This is a genomic window from Vibrio sp. 2304, assembly GCF_033339475.1.
Lineage (GTDB): Bacteria > Pseudomonadota > Gammaproteobacteria > Enterobacterales > Vibrionaceae > Vibrio > Vibrio alginolyticus.
In genome coordinates, this window is record NZ_JAWOUQ010000001.1 from 953982 (window position 1) to 975384 (window position 21403).

Annotated in this window: 14 protein-coding genes and 4 tRNA genes; 10 read left to right on the plus strand and 8 right to left on the minus strand. The window is 42.6% G+C overall.

Annotated elements, in window-relative coordinates; translation table 11 throughout:
- Positions 1 to 4: 4 nt before the first annotated feature.
- Both R7P64_RS04280 and dld read left to right on the plus strand, forming a co-directional pair.
- Positions 5 to 907: a LysR family transcriptional regulator gene (locus R7P64_RS04280; protein ID WP_053303670.1), complete on the plus strand. Its 903-nt coding sequence runs from the start codon at positions 5 to 7 to the stop codon at positions 905 to 907.
- 382 nt (positions 908 to 1289) lie between these two features.
- Positions 1290 to 2996: a D-lactate dehydrogenase gene (gene dld, locus R7P64_RS04285; RefSeq protein WP_053303669.1), complete on the plus strand. Its 1707-nt coding sequence runs from the start codon at positions 1290 to 1292 to the stop codon at positions 2994 to 2996.
- A gap of 140 nt (positions 2997 to 3136) precedes the next feature.
- Here the strand turns inward: dld and R7P64_RS04290 are convergent, their stop codons facing one another.
- The 4 genes from R7P64_RS04290 to R7P64_RS04305 all read right to left on the minus strand — a co-directional run bounded on the left by R7P64_RS04290 (position 3137) and on the right by R7P64_RS04305 (position 7547).
- Positions 3137 to 3445, minus strand: coding sequence for an AzlD family protein (locus tag R7P64_RS04290; protein WP_005375985.1), 309 nt, complete (start codon positions 3443 to 3445; stop codon positions 3137 to 3139).
- Complete coding sequence (locus R7P64_RS04295) at positions 3442 to 4173, minus strand: AzlC family ABC transporter permease (RefSeq protein WP_031781397.1); 732 nt, start codon at positions 4171 to 4173, stop codon at positions 3442 to 3444. Before R7P64_RS04295 ends, R7P64_RS04290 begins: the two co-directional genes overlap by 4 nt.
- 311 nt (positions 4174 to 4484) lie before the next feature.
- Positions 4485 to 5714 carry an alanine racemase gene (gene alr / locus R7P64_RS04300; protein WP_318118452.1) on the minus strand — a complete coding sequence of 410 codons (1230 nt, stop codon included), beginning with the start codon at positions 5712 to 5714 and terminating at the stop codon, positions 4485 to 4487.
- A gap of 201 nt (positions 5715 to 5915) precedes the next feature.
- Positions 5916 to 7547 (minus strand): methyl-accepting chemotaxis protein, encoded by a 1632-nt coding sequence (locus tag R7P64_RS04305; protein ID WP_005375988.1) that lies wholly within the window; start codon positions 7545 to 7547, stop codon positions 5916 to 5918.
- A 550-nt stretch (positions 7548 to 8097) separates the two neighbouring features.
- Here R7P64_RS04305 and R7P64_RS04310 point away from each other — a divergent pair.
- The 4 genes from R7P64_RS04310 to R7P64_RS04325 all read left to right on the plus strand — a co-directional run bounded on the left by R7P64_RS04310 (position 8098) and on the right by R7P64_RS04325 (position 10510).
- A tRNA-Leu gene (locus R7P64_RS04310) sits at positions 8098 to 8184 on the plus strand.
- A 36-nt stretch (positions 8185 to 8220) separates the two neighbouring features.
- A tRNA-Cys gene (locus R7P64_RS04315) sits at positions 8221 to 8294 on the plus strand.
- Positions 8295 to 8601: 307 nt separating this feature from the next.
- The gene (gene amyS / locus R7P64_RS04320) at positions 8602 to 10125 is read left to right on the plus strand and encodes an alpha-amylase (RefSeq protein ID WP_318118453.1); all 1524 of its coding nucleotides are present in this window, start codon (positions 8602 to 8604) and stop codon (positions 10123 to 10125) included.
- A gap of 130 nt (positions 10126 to 10255) precedes the next feature.
- On the plus strand, positions 10256 to 10510 hold the full coding sequence (locus R7P64_RS04325) for a hypothetical protein (protein ID WP_005375990.1): 255 nt from the start codon (positions 10256 to 10258) through the stop codon (positions 10508 to 10510).
- Positions 10511 to 10584: 74 nt separating this feature from the next.
- Here the strand turns inward: R7P64_RS04325 and R7P64_RS04330 are convergent, their stop codons facing one another.
- Positions 10585 to 11373 carry a lipase family protein gene (locus tag R7P64_RS04330; protein WP_005375991.1) on the minus strand — a complete coding sequence of 263 codons (789 nt, stop codon included), beginning with the start codon at positions 11371 to 11373 and terminating at the stop codon, positions 10585 to 10587.
- 69 nt (positions 11374 to 11442) lie between these two features.
- Positions 11443 to 12372, minus strand: coding sequence for a CHAD domain-containing protein (locus R7P64_RS04335; protein ID WP_167416011.1), 930 nt, complete (start codon positions 12370 to 12372; stop codon positions 11443 to 11445).
- 301 nt (positions 12373 to 12673) lie between these two features.
- Between R7P64_RS04335 and R7P64_RS04340 the strand changes: the two genes are divergently transcribed.
- The 3 genes from R7P64_RS04340 to R7P64_RS04350 all read left to right on the plus strand — a co-directional run bounded on the left by R7P64_RS04340 (position 12674) and on the right by R7P64_RS04350 (position 15534).
- Positions 12674 to 12760, plus strand: a tRNA-Leu gene (locus R7P64_RS04340).
- Positions 12761 to 12796: 36 nt separating this feature from the next.
- Positions 12797 to 12870 (plus strand) — tRNA-Cys (locus R7P64_RS04345).
- A gap of 981 nt (positions 12871 to 13851) precedes the next feature.
- On the plus strand, positions 13852 to 15534 hold the full coding sequence (locus R7P64_RS04350; protein ID WP_213972901.1) for an Ig-like domain-containing protein: 1683 nt from the start codon (positions 13852 to 13854) through the stop codon (positions 15532 to 15534).
- A gap of 72 nt (positions 15535 to 15606) precedes the next feature.
- Here the strand turns inward: R7P64_RS04350 and R7P64_RS04355 are convergent, their stop codons facing one another.
- On the minus strand, positions 15607 to 16893 hold the full coding sequence (locus tag R7P64_RS04355; RefSeq protein WP_151515534.1) for a hypothetical protein: 1287 nt from the start codon (positions 16891 to 16893) through the stop codon (positions 15607 to 15609).
- Between the two features lie 679 nt (positions 16894 to 17572).
- Between R7P64_RS04355 and R7P64_RS04360 the strand changes: the two genes are divergently transcribed.
- Complete coding sequence (locus R7P64_RS04360) at positions 17573 to 19168, plus strand: DUF11 domain-containing protein (protein ID WP_318118454.1); 1596 nt, start codon at positions 17573 to 17575, stop codon at positions 19166 to 19168.
- Positions 19169 to 19232: 64 nt separating this feature from the next.
- Here R7P64_RS04360 and R7P64_RS04365 read toward each other — a convergent pair whose 3' ends face one another.
- Entirely contained in the window at positions 19233 to 21017 is a 1785-nt protein-coding gene (locus R7P64_RS04365) for an Ig-like domain-containing protein (protein WP_262658382.1), read from the minus strand.
- Positions 21018 to 21403: the final 386 nt, after the last annotated feature.

The following is a 21403-nucleotide window of genomic DNA, read 5'->3' on the forward strand; positions in this document are numbered from 1 at the left end:
ACGCATGAGAAATACCGACGATTACATCATTTTTTATCACTTGATCGAGCAAGGTTCATTCAGTGCTGCCGCGAGACATATGTCACTGACCAAATCGGTCGTCAGTAAACGCATTGCCAAGCTTGAACAAGAGCTTGGTGTACAGCTTCTCTACCGAACAACGCGAACGCTAACGTTGACTGAAGCAGGACGAGCGTTTTTTACTCATGCAAAAGCGGTTTATCAAGCGGTGGCAACTGCGGAAGAATCCATTGTGGGTTTAGGTAAAAACTTATCTGGACACATTAAAATTTCGGTGCCTACTATCTCTGGTGAATTAATTCTTCCTCAAGTGATTAATGAATTTAATCAGAAATACCCAGACATCAATATCGATATGGATCTAGATAATCGTTTCGTCGATATCGTGAATGAACGTTTTGATTTGGCAATTAGAACGGGTGTGTTGCCAGATTCTAGTCTGATTGCAAGAAAGCTGGTGGATGCGAATTGGATCATTTGCGCGTCACCCCAATACCTAGCTAAACATGGCATACCTAAACAACCTCAAGCCTTGGCTAAACACAATTGTTTAGTCTATTCCTACCAAGAAACCGGAGCGCATGAGTGGGCGTTTAAAGATGGAGACGAGGTATATCAAATCACCGTCGACGGTAACCTCTGTACCAACAATTCTTCTGTATTGAGAAATGTAGCGCTGTTAGGGCAGGGAATCATCTATGTACCGCGTGTATTGGTTTATGAAGACTTAAAACAAGGCAGTCTGATTCAGTTATTTAAAGACGAAACAGCCAAATGTTTGGGTATTTATGCGGTGTATCCCTACACTCGTCAGCAACCAGAAAAAATTAAGATCTTTATCGATCATCTATACTCAAGCTTTCAAAGTCAAAACCATCGATTTTAAGCCAATAACTCAACACCGATCGTTATATTGGTGTTGAGCTTATGTTTCCATCTTCATTTCTAAGAATCCTCTTAAATTTAGGGGCTTACGCTTCTCCTCGTTTTCTTCACTAATATTGATAACAAGATACCCCGCACAACTGTTAACAAATGGTTTTGCTATTGTTTCTTTTAAGAAACGGTCTGTTTCTTACGTTAAATTTCTCAAATGTGAAAGATAAGTGACAGAAAAATAAAGAATTATTTTGTTTGTTGTTTATTGATTACGTATTGCTCGCCCGTCTGACATAGACGCAGAGAAATGGACTGCTTATAGTGGCTCAAACGCTATGCCTGCCGCTAAGCGGTGTTGTGAGCGAAGTACAATAACTAGAGATACGGATATGAAACAAAAGCAGCTGATTGAAGAATTTAAAACCATCGTTGGGGAAGAAAATGTTCTAACCGACGAGGTTAAAACGAAATATTACCGCTCGGGGTTTCGTTCGGGTAGTGGTAATGCGCTTGCTATCGTGTTTCCTAACACTCTTCTAGAACAATGGAAGATTATTAAACAGTGTGTTGAAGCAAACTGCATCATTATCATGCAGGCGGCTAAAACAGGTTTAACAGAGGGCTCGGCTCCGAGTGGTAATGATTATGATCGCGATGTGGTTGTGGTCAATATTACCAAAATCAAGAAGATTCACTTATTAGATGGTGGTAAGCAGGCGGTTTGCTTGCCTGGTGCGAGCTTACACTCTTTGGAGAAAGAGTTGAAGGCAGTGAACCGAGCACCGCATTCTATCATCGGCTCTTCATCGCTAGGTGCCACTGTGGTCGGTGGTATCGCCAATAACTCAGGCGGTGCGCTAGTTAAGCGTGGTCCTGCTTATACGGAACTGGCGATCTATGCGCAGGTGGATAAGCAAGGCCAGTTACATTTGGTGAACCACCTTGGTATTGAAGGATTAGGTGAAACGCCAGAAGAAATTCTAACAAACCTGCAAGAAGGGAACTTTGACCCAGCGAAGATCATTCATGATGAGCGAATGGCGTCAGACAAAGAATACGATGAACGTGTTCGAGACGTGACTTCTGACATTCCTTCTCGCTTTAATGCCGATGAACGCCGATTATTTGAAGCTAGTGGCTGCGCTGGCAAGTTGGGTGTTTTTGCCGTTCGGGTTGACAGCTACCCAGTACCCGAAAAAGAGCAGGTTTTTTACCTTGGCACCAATGACCCTGCGAAACTAACGAAGTTGCGAAAAGACTTCTTATCTACGTTTGATAACTTGCCTGAGATGGGAGAATACTTGCATCGAGATATCTTCAACATGGCAGAGAAGTACGGCAAGGATGTGTTCTTATCCATCGACTTGTTAGGCACAGATAAGCTGCCAAAAATGTTCGCACTTAAAGCTAAGGTAGAAAACTTCTTAGAGCGCATCCCGTTTGTCAGTAAATATCTGCCAGACACCATTTTGTACTACGCGAGCAAGTTGTTCCCACAACACTTACCAGAGCGAATGCTGGATTTCCGTGACAAGTATGAGCATCACCTGGTATTGAAAATGAGTGATGGTGGTATTGCTGAAGCACAAAAATACCTCAAAGAAGTTTGGGCTGTTGAAGACGACTGTGATTTCTTCGAGTGTACGCCGGAAGAGGGTAAAAAAGCTTATTTACATCGCTTTGCAGCAGCAGGTGCAGCAATTCGTTACGAGACGATTCACCGAAAAGACGTAGAAGACATCGTTGCACTTGATATCGCTTTGCGACGTAATGATGAAGAGTGGCTAGAAACTTTGCCTGAAGAGGTAAGTAAGAACCTTGTTCAAGCGCTCTATTATGGTCACTTTATGTGTTACGTCTTCCATCAAGATTACATTTTCAAAAAAGGGACTGACACGAAGTTGATGAAAAAGCTGATGCTAGAGCACCTCAATAGCCGTGGTGCCAAATACCCAGCAGAACATAACGTGGGTCACTTGTATGAAGCCGAAAACTCGTTGCAGAAGTTTTACCACGAATTAGACCCAACCAATACCTTTAACCCTGGTATTGGTAAAATGGACAAATATAAGCGCAATTGTAACTGCTGTGCGTGATGTGCTGTCTCACCATGATTAATAATCGTTGTTCATCGTTAAAATGATGAGCATAAGATAAGCCCTGATGACACTCGTGACATCAGGGCTTTGTGTTTTGGGTCTTTTATTGATGACTGGTATCGGCTTTGAAACAACGACTAAAGAGCACGTACTGCGGCGGCGGCGATGATGCCTGCTGCAATTGCGGGTAGAGGCTTTTTCACGATGAACATGACAACAGCAGTAGAAAACAGTGCTGCTCTAGCACCATTATCACCCTCTACTGCTAGCGGAGCTAAAAGGGCAACCAGTACGGAGCCTGACATCGCAGTAATGAAACGTTGAACCCGTTCGCTAATTGGAATGAATGACATAACATACACTCCGCCCCAGCGGGTTATGAGCGTGACTAACGCCATAGCGATGATGATAAGCAGTGTGCCACCTATGGTTGTTTCGATGTTCATGCTTTCTTCTCCTTCCAACAAGCACCCAATACTCCGCCAGTAATGGCGCCAACCACTACGTGGCTATTCTCTGGCAAATACCAATACGCCAACATAGAAGAGGCTGCTGCTATGGCCCAAATAGAAAAGATTCTTAAGTCTTTCGGCCCGGCCACCACCATAGACAGCAGGAAGCATCCCATAACCATATCGAGCCCGAGGCCCACCGGATCTTTGATTGCGCTACCAAAATAAATGCCGATCCAGGTGCCCACAATCCAAAAAGACCACATCGCTAAGCCGCCACCAACAAGCAAGCCAAAGCCTGGTTCTTTTCTACCAAATGCATTGAGTGCCATTGCCCAGTTAGCGTCTGATGCAACCAGCATTACACCGTAACGTTTTGTTGGTGGGAGTTGTCGTAACCATGGATAAAGTGTGGCTCCCATCAAGAGGTGACGAGCATTAATAGCAAATACAGTAATAAGAACTGGAATGAGAGGGACTTCTGCTCCCCACATTTCTAACGTGGCAAATTGTGAAGCACCGGCGAAGACCAGTGTGCTCATCAACATAGTGGGAAATACATCTAGTCCAGTCTGTACGGCAGCAACACCGAAAGCGAGGCCAAATATGACCACGAACATAGAGAGGGGTAAAAGTTGGGTGAATCCGTTCCAGACGTCAAGCCGATTAAATTCGTGCAACTCAGCGGAGGAGCGTTGAAGATGTTGAGTATTTTCTGTCATAGAGATACCTAGCTAGCAGGCAAAGGGGCAGTGCCATACGAGTGTGTTTGTTATTCTTTTGTAAACTTCATGTTTAACATCAATTAGAGAGGCTTTCAAACACTAAGTGCTATATAAAAATGAGCCATCCAAGCGGCTTTAAGAAACAGAGTGTAGAGAGTCGCACTTGGTAGTGCTAAAGGAGATTAAAACAACAGAAATAGTAAGCTCTGTTTAATTGATAACATCACGAGCTAGTACAGATTAGTAAATAAGAAAGAAAGCGAGCACGAGGCTCGCTTTTTCGCTCTGTTACGAATAACTGAATAGGTTTATTTTACGTAGACACGAGGGTTCGCGCTTCCCCAAACCGTGTATAGTTCAGGGAAGATGACTTCTGCGTGTTTTTCCATCTCAGCAGCTGAAATCGTTTTGCCTTGTTGGGAGCCAAACAAAACAACTTCAGAACCAGGCTCAACATCTTTGATACCTGTAACATCTACCATTGTGGTGTTCATTGAAGCAACGCCCGCAACTTTTGCACGTTGGCCATTGATCAGAACTTCTGCCGTATTCCCCATTTTTCGTGGATAACCATCAGAGTAACCAACAGGAATGTTCGCCATTAAGCTTTCTTTGCTTGTTGTGTAGCTGCTGTCGTAACCGACTGTGCTATTTTTTGGCAGGTGGTGAACGGATGCCACGCGTGTTTTGAAAGACACGATAGAAGGGTACTCAGGGTTAGTCGGTAGGTCTCCGTATAAAACGCCACCAGGGCGAACCATATCAAGCTGCGCTTCAGGAACATTAAGCGCGGTGTAAGAGTTTGCTACGTGCAGTAAAATGTTGTCGCGTTTTAGATTCGCTTCTTTAATCAGCAATGCAGAACTGTCTTTGAATGAAGCTAACTTTTGGCGCACGTCGTCTGCATTGTAGTTAGGGAAATGAGTCATGATACCAACAATATTAACGCCAGCTTGTTGAGCGATTTCTAGCGCTTCTTTCTTGCCCGCTTCTGTCGTCATATCAACACCATTACGTCCCATACCACCGTCGTTCAGAGCAAGGTGAACTTTGATTTCTTTACCAGCTTTCTCGGCTAGTTTAGACAGTGCTTTAGCTTGCTCTGCTGTGCCTATCAACTCTTCGACATTTAGGTCGATTGCGGCTTCAATCTCGCCAATATCCGCTGAGCGTACACGCATAAGTTGGCCTTTAAAGCCACTGTCGCGAACAGTTTGTGCTTCGGCGTTACTTGCAACGGCAACGCAAGGAATTTGTTGCTCGATAATAGTCGGCATCAGGCCTGCGATACCATTGCCGTATGCGTCGGCTTTCATCACGGCACAAATTTTCGTTTTGCCATCCATGTGCGATTTAAACTGCTCAATATTATCGCGGAACTGACCTAAGTTTATTTCTAGCCAAGCGTTAGCACCTTGAACTTGCTCTGCTTTTGCTGCTGTATTGCTAATTTGAAGAGGAGCAGCAGTAGCTTGCATTACAGGAACCGCGATTGCAGCAGCGATAGTCAGTGATAGTAAGGTTTTATTTAAGCGCATAAAGTCTCCGTACGCGTTTTTTGTATCGGTTATGTTATTGAGTACTTGGGGAAAGTACCTGACGAAGTAAAACGCTCCAAGTGGTGCTTTGGAGCGTTTGTTAAGATAGTGATTGAATATATACCTAAATATACCTCAGTGATGACATTCTATTTAAGCAAATCGGGATTGATTTGGTATCTACTAAGGTATCCACTGAGTTTAACTCAGTTTGAAGCGGCTCATTACATCTTTAAGAGAAATGGATAGCTGGCTTAGTTCGCGGCACGCCTGTGCGGTTTGCTCCGAACCTTGCGAGACCTCTTGAGATGCCAAATGTATGTTTTCAATGCTGCGGTTAAGCTCTTCCGCAACAGAGTCTTGCTGGTTACAAGCCGTGGCGATTTGGGTACCCATGTCTGAGATGTCCGAAATCGAATGCTCAATGTCGCTCATCAGCTGTTTTGATTGAATACCTTGTTCTGCACATTCTGAAATACTGGTTCTAGAAAGTTCAGTGGCTGATTTTGCGTCTTTTGCAAGTGATTGTAGCTGCTCAATGATCGAAGTGATTTCACTCGTTGAATCTTGCGTACGGCCGGCAAGAGTTCGAACTTCGTCTGCAACGACGGCAAAGCCACGACCAGACTCACCAGCACGCGCCGCTTCAATGGCTGCATTAAGTGCAAGTAGGTTGGTTTGATCGGCAATGTCGCGGATAACATCCACGATCACGTTAATTTTATTCGATTGCTGTTCAAGCTCTGCTACGGTATCGCCTGCAGCGCCAATTACGTTTGAAACTTCTTGAATCGCGTCAACCATACCTTGGGTTTCACGAACACCGTGTTGTGTGCGGCGGTTTGCTTCGTTAGCTTGGTTCGCTGAGTCTTCAGTGTTACGAGCAACATCGGCTACGGCCGCTTTCATTTCTGTCATTGCTGTTGCGATGTGCGTAATTTGCAGCTGTTGATCTTTCATACCAGACGCAGAAATATCGGAGATTTGATTCATTTCTTCGACAGCGCTGCTTAACTGAGTAACTGCAGCAATCACGTTATCGATAACTTGGCGTAAGTCGTCTTGCATCTTAGTGGTCGCGTCTGCCAGTTCACCAAGCTCGTCATTGCCGATTGCTTTACGGTCAATGTCACTTGATAGATCACCTGTCGCGATGGCATTTGCTTGCTCAACAACAAGTTTAAGTGGGCCACAAATTAGGCGAGTCAGCACGTATGTCATGCCTACCATGATCAGTAGAATAATCACGTTACTTGCAATTGAAGAATTACTCAATCCATTTACAGAGGACAGGATATGAGTTTTGTTGCTATCCATAGCTTCTTTAAGGAGACGGATTAGTTCGCCTAACTCTGAGTCAACCGCTTCGAAAGCAGACAAAGAGTTCGCCAAAATAGGGTGGGCCTTGCTTTTGTCGTTAGCTAGCATCGCTTCATTGTACTGGTCCATAGTAACCAAGTACTTTTTCCACTGACGCATAAGACGCTGGTAAGTTTGCTGCTCTTCGCCAGGCCAGATAGTTTCACCGTAAGCGTTGAGCTCTCTAGTGATCTTTTCGCGTTCTCTAATATTGTTAGAAATTTTAGTTTTGACTTGGTCTGCGTCTTCATAAGTGTACGCAGCAAATTGAGCTCGGCGCCAGCGAGACAAGTGGTCTCGAATCGAATCGACCCTTTCCATTGCAGGAAGCGTATCATCGGTATAGTTTAAAAGCTCAGATTTGATGCTTTTGAGCTCTGTAGATAAAAACACGCCAAATGCAATGTTGACGATGGCAATGAGTAAAAACGATAGCGATATCTTTTTCGCTATAGAAAGATTCTTGATAGACATTAGTGATATACCTTGTTTTTCTTATGTTGTGTCGCCAAAGTAAACCACATCCTTATATGTGATATATGTCCATTAAATTACTGCAACTCGTGTAACGTACCATTATTTATTGATATTTTCGATAATGAATTGAGCTTTGTTTGAAAATAAAAAAAGTCAATGATTTTATAAAGGTACGACCACATTCGATATAAAGTTATCGGTAACAAAATATGATGTTCTGTACGCAGTCGTGCCAAGAGTAGGGAATCAAATTGTTACAGATGTTACAGCGGTGAAAAGATCAGCGTTCATAACGTGATAGTCGCGTGTTTACCTCGAAGCAGTTACGGGCACTAGTATGCGTATGACTTAATAGACAATGAAAGGGAACGGGTGCTTATTGGTCTAATTGAATGCCAAATGTACTAGTCAGATCGCTTTTTAAGCACTTAAATCAAAAAGATAAAATTTATTGTTGACCAGATAAATTAATCCGTTAAAGTACGCCTCGTTCTCACGGCAAAGGTCGCTGAGACAGATGGTGTCTAACCCATCGCATGATTGCGTTGCCCTGGTGGTGGAATTGGTAGACACAAGGGATTTAAAATCCCTCGGCGTTCGCGCTGTGCCGGTTCAAGTCCGGCCCGGGGCACCATCAAAATCTTTGGTGACAGAGATACAAAATCAGAAAGGCGCCTTGGCAGAGTGGCTATGCAGCGGATTGCAAATCCGTGGACCTCGGTTCGACTCCGGGAGGCGCCTCCACTATTTCGAAAGCTAGTCTTAAATGACTGGCTTTTTTCGTTTGTAGTCCGCCTTTTCGTAACCCTTCGCGCTTTCCTAAAGTCTCCCATGTTTTGATCACCATTCAATATTTTTAACGCGCTAATCATTGATTTTGTAAATGTTAGACAACTCAATAATTGTATAGTGTGATTGGTGATAGTTTCTCTTCGATTGTAATCCGAACTTTTTGTATTACAGGCAGCAACCTAGCTAGCGTCATAGTTAGTATCGCTTGGTGCGTATATGCAGAAAGGAGGATTCTAGTCCATAACGTGAGAGAAAAATAATGAAAACATTCAACCTTAAACCTACACTTTTACCCTTAACTTTGCTGCTCAGTTCGCCTGCAATGGCGGCACAAAATGGCACCATGATGCAGTATTTCCATTGGTATGTGCCAAATGACGGTGCACTCTGGACACAAGTTGAAAACAACGCGTCGGCACTATCTGATAACGGCTTTACTGCGTTATGGTTACCACCCGCCTATAAAGGTGCTGGTGGTAGCAACGACGTCGGTTATGGCGTTTATGATATGTACGATTTGGGAGAGTTTGATCAAAAAGGTTCGGTGCGCACCAAGTATGGCACCAAAGATCAGTACCTAAGCGCCATCAATGCTGCCCATAAAAACAATATCCAGATTTATGGCGATGTGGTGTTCAACCATCGCGGTGGTGCGGATGGAAAGTCTTGGGTTGATACCAAGCGAGTAGATTGGAACAACCGAAATATTGAACTTGGTGATAAATGGATTGAAGCGTGGGTAGAGTTTGATTTCCCTGGGCGCAACGATAAGTACTCAAACTTTCATTGGACGTGGTACCACTTTGATGGCGTGGACTGGGACGATGCTGGCGAAGAAAAAGCTATCTTCAAATTCAAAGGTGAGGGTAAGGCATGGGATTGGGAAGTGAGCTCGGAAAAAGGCAACTACGATTACCTTATGTACGCTGATCTAGACATGGATCACCCTGAAGTTAAGAAAGAACTTAAAGACTGGGGTGAGTGGTATATCAACATGACTGGTGTTGATGGGTTTAGAATGGACGCGGTGAAGCACATCAAATATCAATACCTGCAAGAATGGATTGATCACCTACGTTGGAAAACAGGGAAAGAACTATTCACGGTCGGAGAGTACTGGAACTACGATGTGAATCAGCTGCATAACTTTATCACCAAAACCTCTGGCAGCATGTCTTTGTTTGATGCACCGTTACATATGAACTTTTATAATGCGTCTAAATCGGGTGGTAGCTACGATATGCGTCAAATCATGGATGGTACGCTGATGAAGGACAATCCAGTCAAAGCGGTTACCTTAGTAGAAAACCATGACACTCAGCCTTTGCAGGCGTTGGAATCAACCGTTGATTGGTGGTTCAAGCCGCTCGCTTACGCGTTTATCTTATTGCGTGAAGAAGGTTATCCATCCGTGTTTTATGCAGATTACTACGGCGCGCAGTACAGTGATAAAGGGCATGACATCAATATGGTCAAAGTGCCTTACATTGAAGAGCTAGTAACACTGCGTAAAGATTATGCGTATGGCAAACAACATTCTTATCTCGACCACTGGGATGTAATTGGTTGGACTCGAGAAGGTGATGCAAAGCATCCACATTCAATGGCCGTGATCATGAGTGATGGACCTGGCGGCTCGAAGTGGATGTATACGGGTAAACCAAGTGCTCGCTACGTAGACAAGTTGGGTATCCGAACTGAAGAAGTTTGGACTGATGCGAATGGTTGGGCTGAGTTCCCAGTAAACGGCGGATCTGTCTCGGTTTGGGTTGGCGTTGAATAATCCATTCCTGTGATTTTGATACAGAGTAGGCAATTCTTAATAAAACTTTTCAATGAATCAATGTGTTATTTGATATTCATTCGACAAATGAGTAACTTATATTTGAGCATAATCTAGAGGAAGATAAAGAATGGAATCTATTGCTGATGTATTGGTTGTGGCTATTGTGTTCGGTGCCATATTTGGGGGCGGGATAATAAAGTTAATCTTGAACCATCGTAAAGAAGTAAGAGCATTGGAGATATCTGAACGTAATACGATGAGCCGAGAAGAACAAGATAACCTTAACAAGCAAATTGGTGACTTGAAGCGACGTGTTGAAGTGTTAGAGCGAATTGTCACAGATAACAAATATCAACTTGAAAAAGAAATTGCCTCTCTGTAGATCACCACTTAATCGTAAAGCCGGCGAAGTCCGGCTTTTTCGTGTCTGTACGTCAGACCTTTCGGATGTTTAACTCAGCGTTCATCAAAAAAGTCTTTGTCGCGAATGTATTTACTCATAAAGTGATAAGAGAACGGTCGCATTAACCAACTAAATAAGGAGCGCCCAAGCCGTATGAGCGTTGGGGTGTTCTCGTATATTCTCCCGTTATATAACCATAGCATTTTGCCTACATGCCAATACAAAAAAGGTACGGGCGGCATAAAGGTCACGATGTCGATGTCGCAACAAATCCTGTATGTTTTGTGCCCCAAACGGTAGCGTTTCTTAAACGTCCAATCCCCGACAGCGGGCTGTCCGAAAGTGACCACGCGTTTAATGCTTTTTGGGTATTTTTTCTCAATATAGTCAGCAAAAACACTGCCAATCGCGCCACCTGAAGAGTGGCCAGTAATAGTGATTCTTTTTCCCCTAAGAATGAGCGGTACAACGATACCTTCGAGGCGTTCGATCACGGTCAACCCTAACCGATCTTCATTCCGGCTCGGTAAACTTTCTTGGAATAACAGATGATAGAAACCCGCGTGAATGCGATAGTTTAGTCCCAACCTTCGACAGCTTCTCGTCCACATCGCGAAGTTCAACAACCAATCACTGATACTGTGTGAGCCTTTAATCACTACGACCACTTCACTCTGTTTTTTACTCCAGAGCACGCGAATCATAATCTTACCGTGTTCATTTCTAATGACTCGTTGCCCATTAGGATCGAACCCGTATTGAGTTTGCCTGAAGACGCGAGGGTAGGCGAGATTACAAAGCACCGCATAGCGCTCGTATTGGTATCGTTTTAATGGTTTCACGTTAACTTTCTTAGTGGAGCCTAACGGTTGACTGTAATTAATGAATATTAAAAATACGTGAACCTTGATTTAGGGTCGGTAGAGATTCTGTGTATTGGTATCGCGAATGAAAGACTCAAACTGGCTTAAATGCGTCAAGATGGTTTGGCGAGAGAGTTCATGATGTTCGCTAAGTACGTTAATTAGCTTTTTCAAAGCCTTACGATCTTGTTTATTGAGATTTGCTGTCTCTTTGAGTTGTGCGAAAAATTCAATTTGACTTGAAGTGTCGTTAAAGTCACCGAGCTTGTCTTGCAATAGTTTTAGTTGTTTCACGTTGTTTTTGTGCTGTTGGGAAGGATAGAGCGTGGAAAATCCTTCTAACAAATAACGCAGCGCTTTGCACTTTATCCGCATCGAATGAATCACACTGTCACGACTTTTGTCCGAGATCTTGCGTCGTGCTTTATCAACTTTTTTAAATTGATCGGAGATTTTTTGGCTTGCGAAGAGTAACGCAGGTACGTTGCTATCCACTCGTTCGTGTTGCGTACTTCGCAGCAGACTATTCCTGACCAAAGTGCAGTGCGTTGTGTATTCTTCTGTAGCTAGCCAACGCGTAACTTTTGCCTGTTCGTAAGCACGTTCGGCTTCGATAAAGCCAAAAAGCTGCTCAAGAGACGATTTGTGGTTTGGGAGCATTTCAATGTATTGTTTTTTGCCCAAGATAAATACGTCCAAATCACGCAGCTTATTTGTTTTCTTCATCATTATTTTTAAATGAGGTTTCAAAATACTCAGTTCAAAAGGAGGTATCAGTTCGCGAAGTAGTACGCATAGTGAGCGTATGCGCCTTAGTGTGACGCGATACTGGTGTGTATATTCAGGATCCAAGTCTTCGATGATTCCCAGCTCCAGAGAGCGTGCATAATCAAATTCACTAAGGAAGAAGTAGGGCACTACGAAGTCGAGTTCGGAATCAGTATGTAGCGGTAATTGAAATGATGACTTTCGAAACATGATGAGCGCTTATTTGTCCCCTGCAGTACGAGTTAAGTTTATACCCATACTGCCAATTTGTGCGACTTGTCGATTCCTCATTGACATGAAGTGATGAAGCAAAGTAAACGAGAGCAAAGCATGCTGATGTTCTTGTGAGCAAAATGATCGCCCTTTGTTCGTTTGAGTTGGCTTTTTAACCATTTGAATAAAAAAGACTAATTTTTTGTTGACCAGATAAATTAATCCGTTAAAGTACGCCTCGTTCTCACGGCAAAGGCCGCTGAGACAGATGGTGTCTAACCCATCGCATGATTGCGTTGCCCTGGTGGTGGAATTGGTAGACACAAGGGATTTAAAATCCCTCGGCGTTCGCGCTGTGCCGGTTCAAGTCCGGCCCGGGGCACCATCAAAATCTTTGGTGACAGAGATACAAAATCAGAAAGGCGCCTTGGCAGAGTGGCTATGCAGCGGATTGCAAATCCGTGGACCTCGGTTCGACTCCGGGAGGCGCCTCCACTATTTCTAAAAACCGGCCTTGTGCCGGTTTTTTACTATCTGGTATTGTCAAACTATTCTAATACACATTTATTATTGAATAATTAATTTTTGTACAAATACCAACCTCAATTATCAGTTAATCACTCTTTAACAGGTTTTCCTGAATTGCTATCTATAGCGTTATATTATCAATGTGATTTTAGTTCAATATTGAAAATAAAGTTGTGCATATATCCTGCTTGTTTCTCTATATGTCTCTAGTTGATATTGCACTGTATCGCTCAGTCTGTCTTTTAATCGAGTATAAAACTAGGTGAGCAAAAAACTTTCACCAATTTAATTTAACATAAATTTAACAATTAAAGATGGATAATATTACTCATGAGTTGTTGAGGTATATTATTAGAATGACTCGCTATTAAGTTAATGAATTTAAAGGTTATAACTTTATGCGATGAAATTGAGATTGTTTTAGTTAAATTTATAATTGTTTGATTTTTAATGATTTAAATTGGCTGTAGTGCAAGTGATTTATTAAAGTCATTGTTGAATACAAAGGCTGTTCATATAAAACAATCATAAGATTATTTTAAGTAACTGACAAAAATGGATAAATTTATTATTACACAAACTTAACCTAAATTACTTATCACTCTGGTTGAATTTTGACCGGTTGCTTTGCTATGATTCCGGCTCTTATATTTTTGGTGGTTATCCTTTTATAACCATGTTGATGTATATAGGAACATATTTGGCTTTATAGGCTAGGGCATTTTATTTCCTAAAATTTATATTATTTTACCCTACCATTTCTGCTTATATTGGCGGGAAGGTGAACTCGTTATTAAATTAAAATTAGGTGAAGCAGTGATAAAAAATATTAAAATAAATAGAACAATCCTAAATAAAGGGTTGTCATTTTTATTAGTAATATTCGCTTGTTTACAGAGCATCCATTACGCCAGTGCAGCAGGAAGTACGACGGGACAGCAAAATACATTGGTTATCCTGCTGAACTTCAAAGAAAACCCAAATGAGCAGCCATTAACTTTGTCAGAAGCAAATAATCTAATCTTTGGTACAGTCAATGACTTCTACCGTGAAAGCTCTTTTGATCAAATGTGGCTGTCTGGGAAAGTCGTGGGTTGGTTTAATCTACCGTTGTCTAATCAGGTTTGTGACTTTACCGCTGTTCAAGATGCAGCGGATCAAGAAGCCATCGCAGCGGGAGTGAAGCTTGAAGAGTACGATCGTATTGTTTACTTGATGACAAAAACGGCATGTGGTGTCGCTGGATCCGCAACTATTGATGGCATGCCTTCACGCGCGCACATCAATGGTGATTTTTCTCCGATGAATATCGCTCATGAGCTTGGACATAACTTTGGTTTGCATCACTCTCGTGCTCTTGATTGTGGCGAGCATACGCTTTCAGACAACTGTACGTTGCGTGAATACGGTGATACCTATGATGTAATGGGTGGTCCAGACATCGGCTATTTGAATACTTTCCAGCGCGAGCGACTAGGATGGCTAGAGGGAGAGCACGCTTCAAAGACACTGGAAGTTACTCAAAATGGTACATACTCCATCGCGAATTACGAGACGACTAGTGCTCAGCCAGTTACGATAAAAGTACCTCGTGGTACTGATCCTTCTACAGGTGCAAAAAAATGGTTTTACATTGAATACCGCCAGTCTATTGGGTTTGACGACTTTTTAGATGCTCGTTCTTACTCGTTCTATCGTGGGGACGTTACGGATGGCATCATCATTCGAAGCGCTGTAGAAGGCGATGGGCGCAGCAGTAATCTGCTTCACTTTAAAACTGATTCTGAATATCGTGCGGTTTTTGGCCGAAATGACTGGTTTGACCCATCTATGCCGGTCGGTGGTAGCTATACTGACCCAGACTCAGGTGTAACATTGAGTTTGGTGAGTGCAGCGAACGGCATCGCCGAAGTAAGCGTTGTCTTTGACGACTCTGACAACGGTAATATCGGGACTTGTACTGTTAATGCTCCATCAGTGACTGCGAAAGCTGCAACAAGCCACTCGGTTGCAGCCGGCGATGAGGTTCAATATCAGGCCACTATTACTAACAAAGATAGTGCAGATTGTTCAGCGAGCAGTTTTTCTGTGAACGCGTCAGTGCCAACTGGTTGGAAAGCAAGCAGCAATGCAATCACGCTAGCAGCAGGTGGAACCGGACAAGTAATGATATCAGTCGTATCTTCGGTTGACGCTAGTGATAAAGACTATGCTTTGAAGATGATCGTGACGCACGGAGAAGACTCAAGTCTGCAAACCGCAGCATCCGTGAATTACTCTGTAACCAATGAAATCTCGCCATCACCAGAGCTCGTTGCTGTTGATGATCAGGTGACTATGTCTTCGAAACAGTCGGTGATTATCGATGTGATGGCAAACGATGTTGTTGGAGAGCAAAACTCTGCAAGCGTGGTTTCTTTTACTAGACCAAGTAAGGGGCGACTAGAGCTGTTATCAGATGGCACCCTGCGTTACACACCTGAGAAGAAATTCAAAAATAATGACAGCTTTACCTATACCATAGGTGATGGTCAAAGCAGCTCGACCGCTCAGGTCTCAGTGAAGTTAGAGTCCTCAGCTGGTGGCGATTCTGGCAACTCTGGTAACAATGGGAAAGGTAAGAATAAATAGAACGATATAGTTCGAAAGAAAACGCCTGACGAGTTAACGTCAGGCGTTGTTTTATTAAGTTGTAAGTAGACCTTATTCAGGGCAGTTAACAGGCTCTGGACAAGTTGGACATAGCGTACATTCTGCAGACGCTGTTATCGCTTCTACGACAACATTACCGAAGATAGTTTCACCACTCGCATCCACAGTATCTGTAAACGCTCTGACTTCTTCACCCGGTAATGGAAGGCCTTCACCATCTCCTGGGATTGGCTCGTAGTTACCAGTAAAGTCGTAACACTCAGCAGGCGCAAGCATACCAACCTGGATTGGATTCGAGTCTTTGTTGTCGATTACGACAATGCCGTCAATGGTGACATCGGAGGTATTACATACACTACCACTGTAATTGACTTGAAGACCGTATTCATTAATACCAGTATCCTCAAATCGATTCACGACGACGACACTACAGTCTTTCTCTAGAGACAATGAACCAGGGATGTTTTGGCTTGGGCATTCCCAATCTGCGTTGTCAGAAACCGCAACACCACCACCAGTTTCAAGTGCTGCGCTTACTTCTGCATAGTTAGTGATACCGTTTTGGTCAATAATAAACGAACCATTAAACTCTTGCGTTTGTCCAACGGCGAGCATCGCTAAATTGAACACATGGTCACCAGCAGCCATATCGTTGTCAACGGCTGTAGTGTCTGTTGCCACAACATCATACAATGCAAAGTCACCGGTGTTTTCTACAGTGAGTTTATAGTTGTATTTCAAAGTGTTACCATTGACAACATCACCAAATGTACAAGTTTTAGTGATTTTAATGTCTGGTACGCCTGGTGTGTAACAGAATGAAATATGACTTAAGCCATAGTATCTACCATTTTTCCCTACAGGTGAATGCAGCAAGGCATCATCTTGATACAATAATCCATCTGTGAAGTAGTTATATAGGTTTCCGTCAGGACCACCTTTTACGAAGATAGCTTGCATAATCACAGGGCTATCACCTTGATCCCAACTGAAGGTTTTTGCCCCAGGTTGTTGATCAATAACCACTTCAAGCATGCCATCACCGAAAGTGCCGTCTGTAACTGGCTCAAGCTTGTATTCTATCAAACCATCGATCCCTGGAAGTAATTGTTGACAGGTGTTATTCCCTTCAACAAATATTGGTTGCACGCCTCGGCTTGAAGGGTCGCCAGCGGATGCGTAAACAATTTGAGAGCTCAGCACTAAGCTAACCGCTATGACCCAAGTAAACAGCTTAAACATGCTGCTGATATTGATCGCTGTAAGTATATTCTGGCTACATAAAGTGGAACAACGGTAACTCTTATTGCCCCACCAAGAGTTAAATATGGTTTTCATAAAACCTCCTTGTGTAAGTGGGCTCGCTACGTCCTTGAGCCCACATACGTGATAGTTTTCTCACAGAGTTAAACTGCGTCGGTTGACTAGCATAGAGTGTTCCATATTTAACCTTTTGTATTTGTTGGTTATTTTTTATTTTTGTACAGAGGGGTGAACAGTTTGTTTATATTTTCATAAATGGTTGAGCTAAAACTTATTCGCTAAACTACTGAATATGTTTTAGTTAAATGAGTATTCAATTAGATGTGTAAAGGATGTAACACTATGCAAACAGGTGTTACACATCACCTTCACATTAGTTGGAACAGGTGAGTAAGCGTCTATTTCATATTCATAGTGGACAGTTTCAATACCGTCGTTTTTGTGCACCTGTCACAGGTGTAAACAATAAAGTGTCAATCTGTAACATTATCCTAGAACACGTATATATCTTTGTTATCGTAGGTTTTTTTGTCTCTTTTGTTTTCTTTCTCTTTCTTTAAAATTGAACACTCTGTTCATTCTCTTCGCTGTTGAAAATATTTAGTTTAATAAAATCATAACCTTAAGTAGTGGCATGCTCTATGCGTTATACAAGCCGAAACGAAAGTTGTATCTCGCTTTCACTCTTTCTTAAAAGGCAATTAATGACATAGGGACCTTCGTCTAGCTTTAGAAGCGTTCTAAGGAGTAGGTTATGAATTCTTGTAAGTCAGGTATCTGGCATACGATGAAGAGCTTTCTTTATGCAATATTTACAAGTTTGCTAATAGGTAGCTCTGCATTTGCAACACCAACAGATGGCGTATTTGAGTTAGAAGCAAATGCTAATGCGATAGATGACTCTGGAGTGGGAGCTCCAGATGACTGGTCAACGCCGCCAAACAGTGGTGGAGCATTAGTATTTAGCTTTGAGAATGACACGGCAACACCGGATACAATCTTTACTGGTGGTAATAAAGACATCAAAGACATACCAGAACTCGGTTGGAAGACTGGGACGGTACTTGATAAAGGGGATATTCTTCATGCGTATGCAGCGGCATACAACATTAATAATGACCTAGTACTCACCTTTGGTGCAGACCGCTTTGGTAACAGCGGTGATGCCTTCTTAGGTTTTTGGTTTTATCAAGACTCAGTCAGTACAAACCCAGACGGTACATTCACTGGTCAACATATTGCTGGCGACCTTTTGATTCAGGTGAATTATTTGCAAGGGGCAAATGAGGGGCCAGAAATTTTGGTTCTTGAATGGGACACAACTTGTGCGAAAGCTGATAACAATAATCCACAAGATGGTCAGTGTGCTGCGACAAACTTACGTTTGAAAGTTAAGACAAATGCACTGTGTTCACCGGGCGCGCAAGATGTGTGTGCTTCAACCAATACAACTGACTCACCTGCACCATGGGCGTATACGCCAAAAAGTGGTGTCGAAAATGTCTTCCCTCCAGAAACCTTCTTTGAAGGTGGTGTAAACCTTACTGAACTTCTACAAACAGACACCTGTTTTAGCTCATTTGCAGCCGAAACAAGAGCATCAAGCAGTATTACCGCTCAGTTGAAAGACTTCGTGGTTGGTGACTTTGAGTTGTGTAGTGTTGATATCACCAAAACATGTAATCAAGCGGTCGTGAATGATACAGAAGATGGTTACGTTTACTCATACAGCGGCGACGTGATTAATGATGGTGTTGGTACGCTATACGATGTTGTTGTAGAGGATTTAGAAGCAGGTACTACACATAGCTTAGGTGCCATTGCTTCAGGTGACAGTGCTTCATACAGCGGCAGTTTTGAAAGTACAAATAACGGTCTAACTAATACAGTAAGAGTCACAGCAGCTGCGACTCCGGGTGGTCAAGCGACCATTACTGATACAGCAAGTGATCCATGTGAGTCATTGAGCTTGTCTCCAATGATTAGTGTAACGAAATCATGTGAAAGCGGCTTCAAACTTACTGAAAACGGTATCATTGCAGAAGTGAGCTTCTCGGGAATGGTATGTAACACAACGCCTGGACTTACTTTAGTGAATGTTTCTGTTGTGGATGACTCAGGTACGCCTGAGGATACTTCTGATGACGTGAAAGTGGTAGATAATATCGAACTCGCTTCGGAACAATGTCAGTCTTATACTGGTAGCTATATCCCAACGGCATTTAGCAATGCAGAAACACAATCTTTCCGTGATACTGTGACAGCGGTTGGTTTCTTGAAAATCGATAATACTCAAGCGACGAATACAGCTTCTGCAGACTGTGACATTTGTCCTGCACCAAGCAACTAATTGACGTCTTGTGAATAAAAAGCCTGGAGTATTCTCCAGGCTTTTTCATATTGAATTGCGTGATTTAGTTCGGTTTCCCTTTACCGTTTCCACCACCATTCCCACCAGAACTCGATTGTAAGGTGATGCTAATCGTCGCGGTTGAAGAAGATTGACCGTCACTGATCGTATAAGTAAATGAATCATTATTCTTAAACTTCTTCGAAGGTATGTATTCAATGGAGCCATCGCTCAGTACACGGGCGCTGCCTTTGTTTGGCTTAGCGACCGTAATTGCAAGAGAAGTCGATTGTTCAAATGAGTCATTATTTAACTGTTGGATGCGAACGACGGATTTATCACTGATCGTTACGCTATCATTCACCGCTTCAAGTGGTGACGTTGACTCAGATAACACTGTGTAAGGTAGCTCGGTTTTGGCTGATTGTTCATTTTCAGCATCTATAACGTCAACGGCTATGCTGTAAGAGTTCGGTTGAGCATCGCTGTTTGACGTAACCATGACCGTCGTTTCTGCACTCATGCCGGAAGGAACCGTCAAGGCACTTGCGTCATAATTCCATCCGTCAGGAACGCTTAAAGCTGTTGTATAGGTCGCGTCTGCACATTCTGTATTGTTCTGGTTCGTCACTTTTAGATTATACGCTAATGTTTCTCCGGCATTAGCATCAGAACCTGAAAGTGGGGTTAGAGAGAGTAGAGGCGATGTCGCAACGCATTGCCCTGATTCACCACCAAATATGACACTGACCTGTGCGTTTTGACCATTAGCACTTTCCAAAGTAATCGACACGCCTGTTTTTGGATCGGTGAATGTTCCACCGATTGGAAGAGCGGGGTCTTCCCAGTCATTACTCCCAAATAATTGTCTGAAAGTGGAGTCAGGCTTCATGTGTAGCAAGCGGCTACTTTTAAGATCACCGTCTGTCGCTAGGCGCACAACCACACCTTCTGTCACATCTTGGCGGTATACGATGTACGAACGGTCACGTAAAAAGCTGTCGTAGCCAAGAGCTTGTCGATATTCAACGTAAAACCATTGGCGCTGGCCTGTAATTGGATCGGTACCTCTTGGGATTTTTAAAACTTTTGATGAAGTACTTTCAAAGTCTTCATAGGCATCAATAGAGTAAACACCATCACTAGAAATGATTTGAGCAGGGGAGGTCTGCCACCCTAAGTTTTCCAGTTGGAAGGCGCTAAAGTAACCCATATCGTAGTTACCCATCGTATCGTAGCTATCACCGTACTCTATGACACGGCAATCACCAGCCAACGTACCGTCTTTACAGTCGAGTGCGGAAGCGTGATGCAATCCAAAATTATGTCCTAATTCATGGGCGATAACTCGAGGCTCGAAAACCGCATTTATTGACGCTCTAGAGGGAGTTAATCCTTGACTACCAGAGCCTTCTGATGCACATCCAGTTTTGGTTGTTAAGTAGATAAAACGGTCATAGTTTGATAGTTGATATCCCGCAGTTTCAGCCATTTTGTTGGCTTCCGCAGCTACAGCATCATCATCGCAAATTTGGTTTGATATCGGCAAGGTGAATGTTCCAGCAACATCACCAGTTAGCCAAAGTTGCCCCTGGGACATTTGCGAATAGAAGTCGCTAACGGTATTAAAAACAACATGATGGGCGTCTTCTTTAGAGATCGGGATCTCTTGAGGGTTTTCTTGGAAATTGACGAGTACAACTAATGTTTTTTGTTCACCACTAGCCACTTGCTCAACATAAGCCTCTGATGAAAAAGAATATGCTGGCACGAGGGTTACAAAGCCAAGAGCTAGCAAGCGTAAATTTGACGCAACAAAGCCCAATTGAGGGAGGATGACCTTCTTCAATTTATATACCTACTTAATATTTTGATATTAAATGAAATTACAAATTCATAATGTTTTAAATAAAATAAATAACGAGCTCTACCCAAATAGAACCAGTAATTATCAAGTGTGCATTATGTTTTATAAAGTTTGTTTTATATTTGTGTGTGTTTATTACTTTTAAACACGAGGCGAGATATTAGCAGAAGGGGTGGTTAAAATTCAACCATGTATTTCGGTTTTTATAAGTTCATGAATTATAATGTTTAACTAATTTTTACTGGTGGTTTTTATAAAAATAATAAGAGACAATATTGTATGCAACAAAAGTAGTTACAAAGACAGTAGTAATATTACACCGTGTAGTATGCAACACTCTTAATTGTTTGTTATTTCTTTTGTTTTAT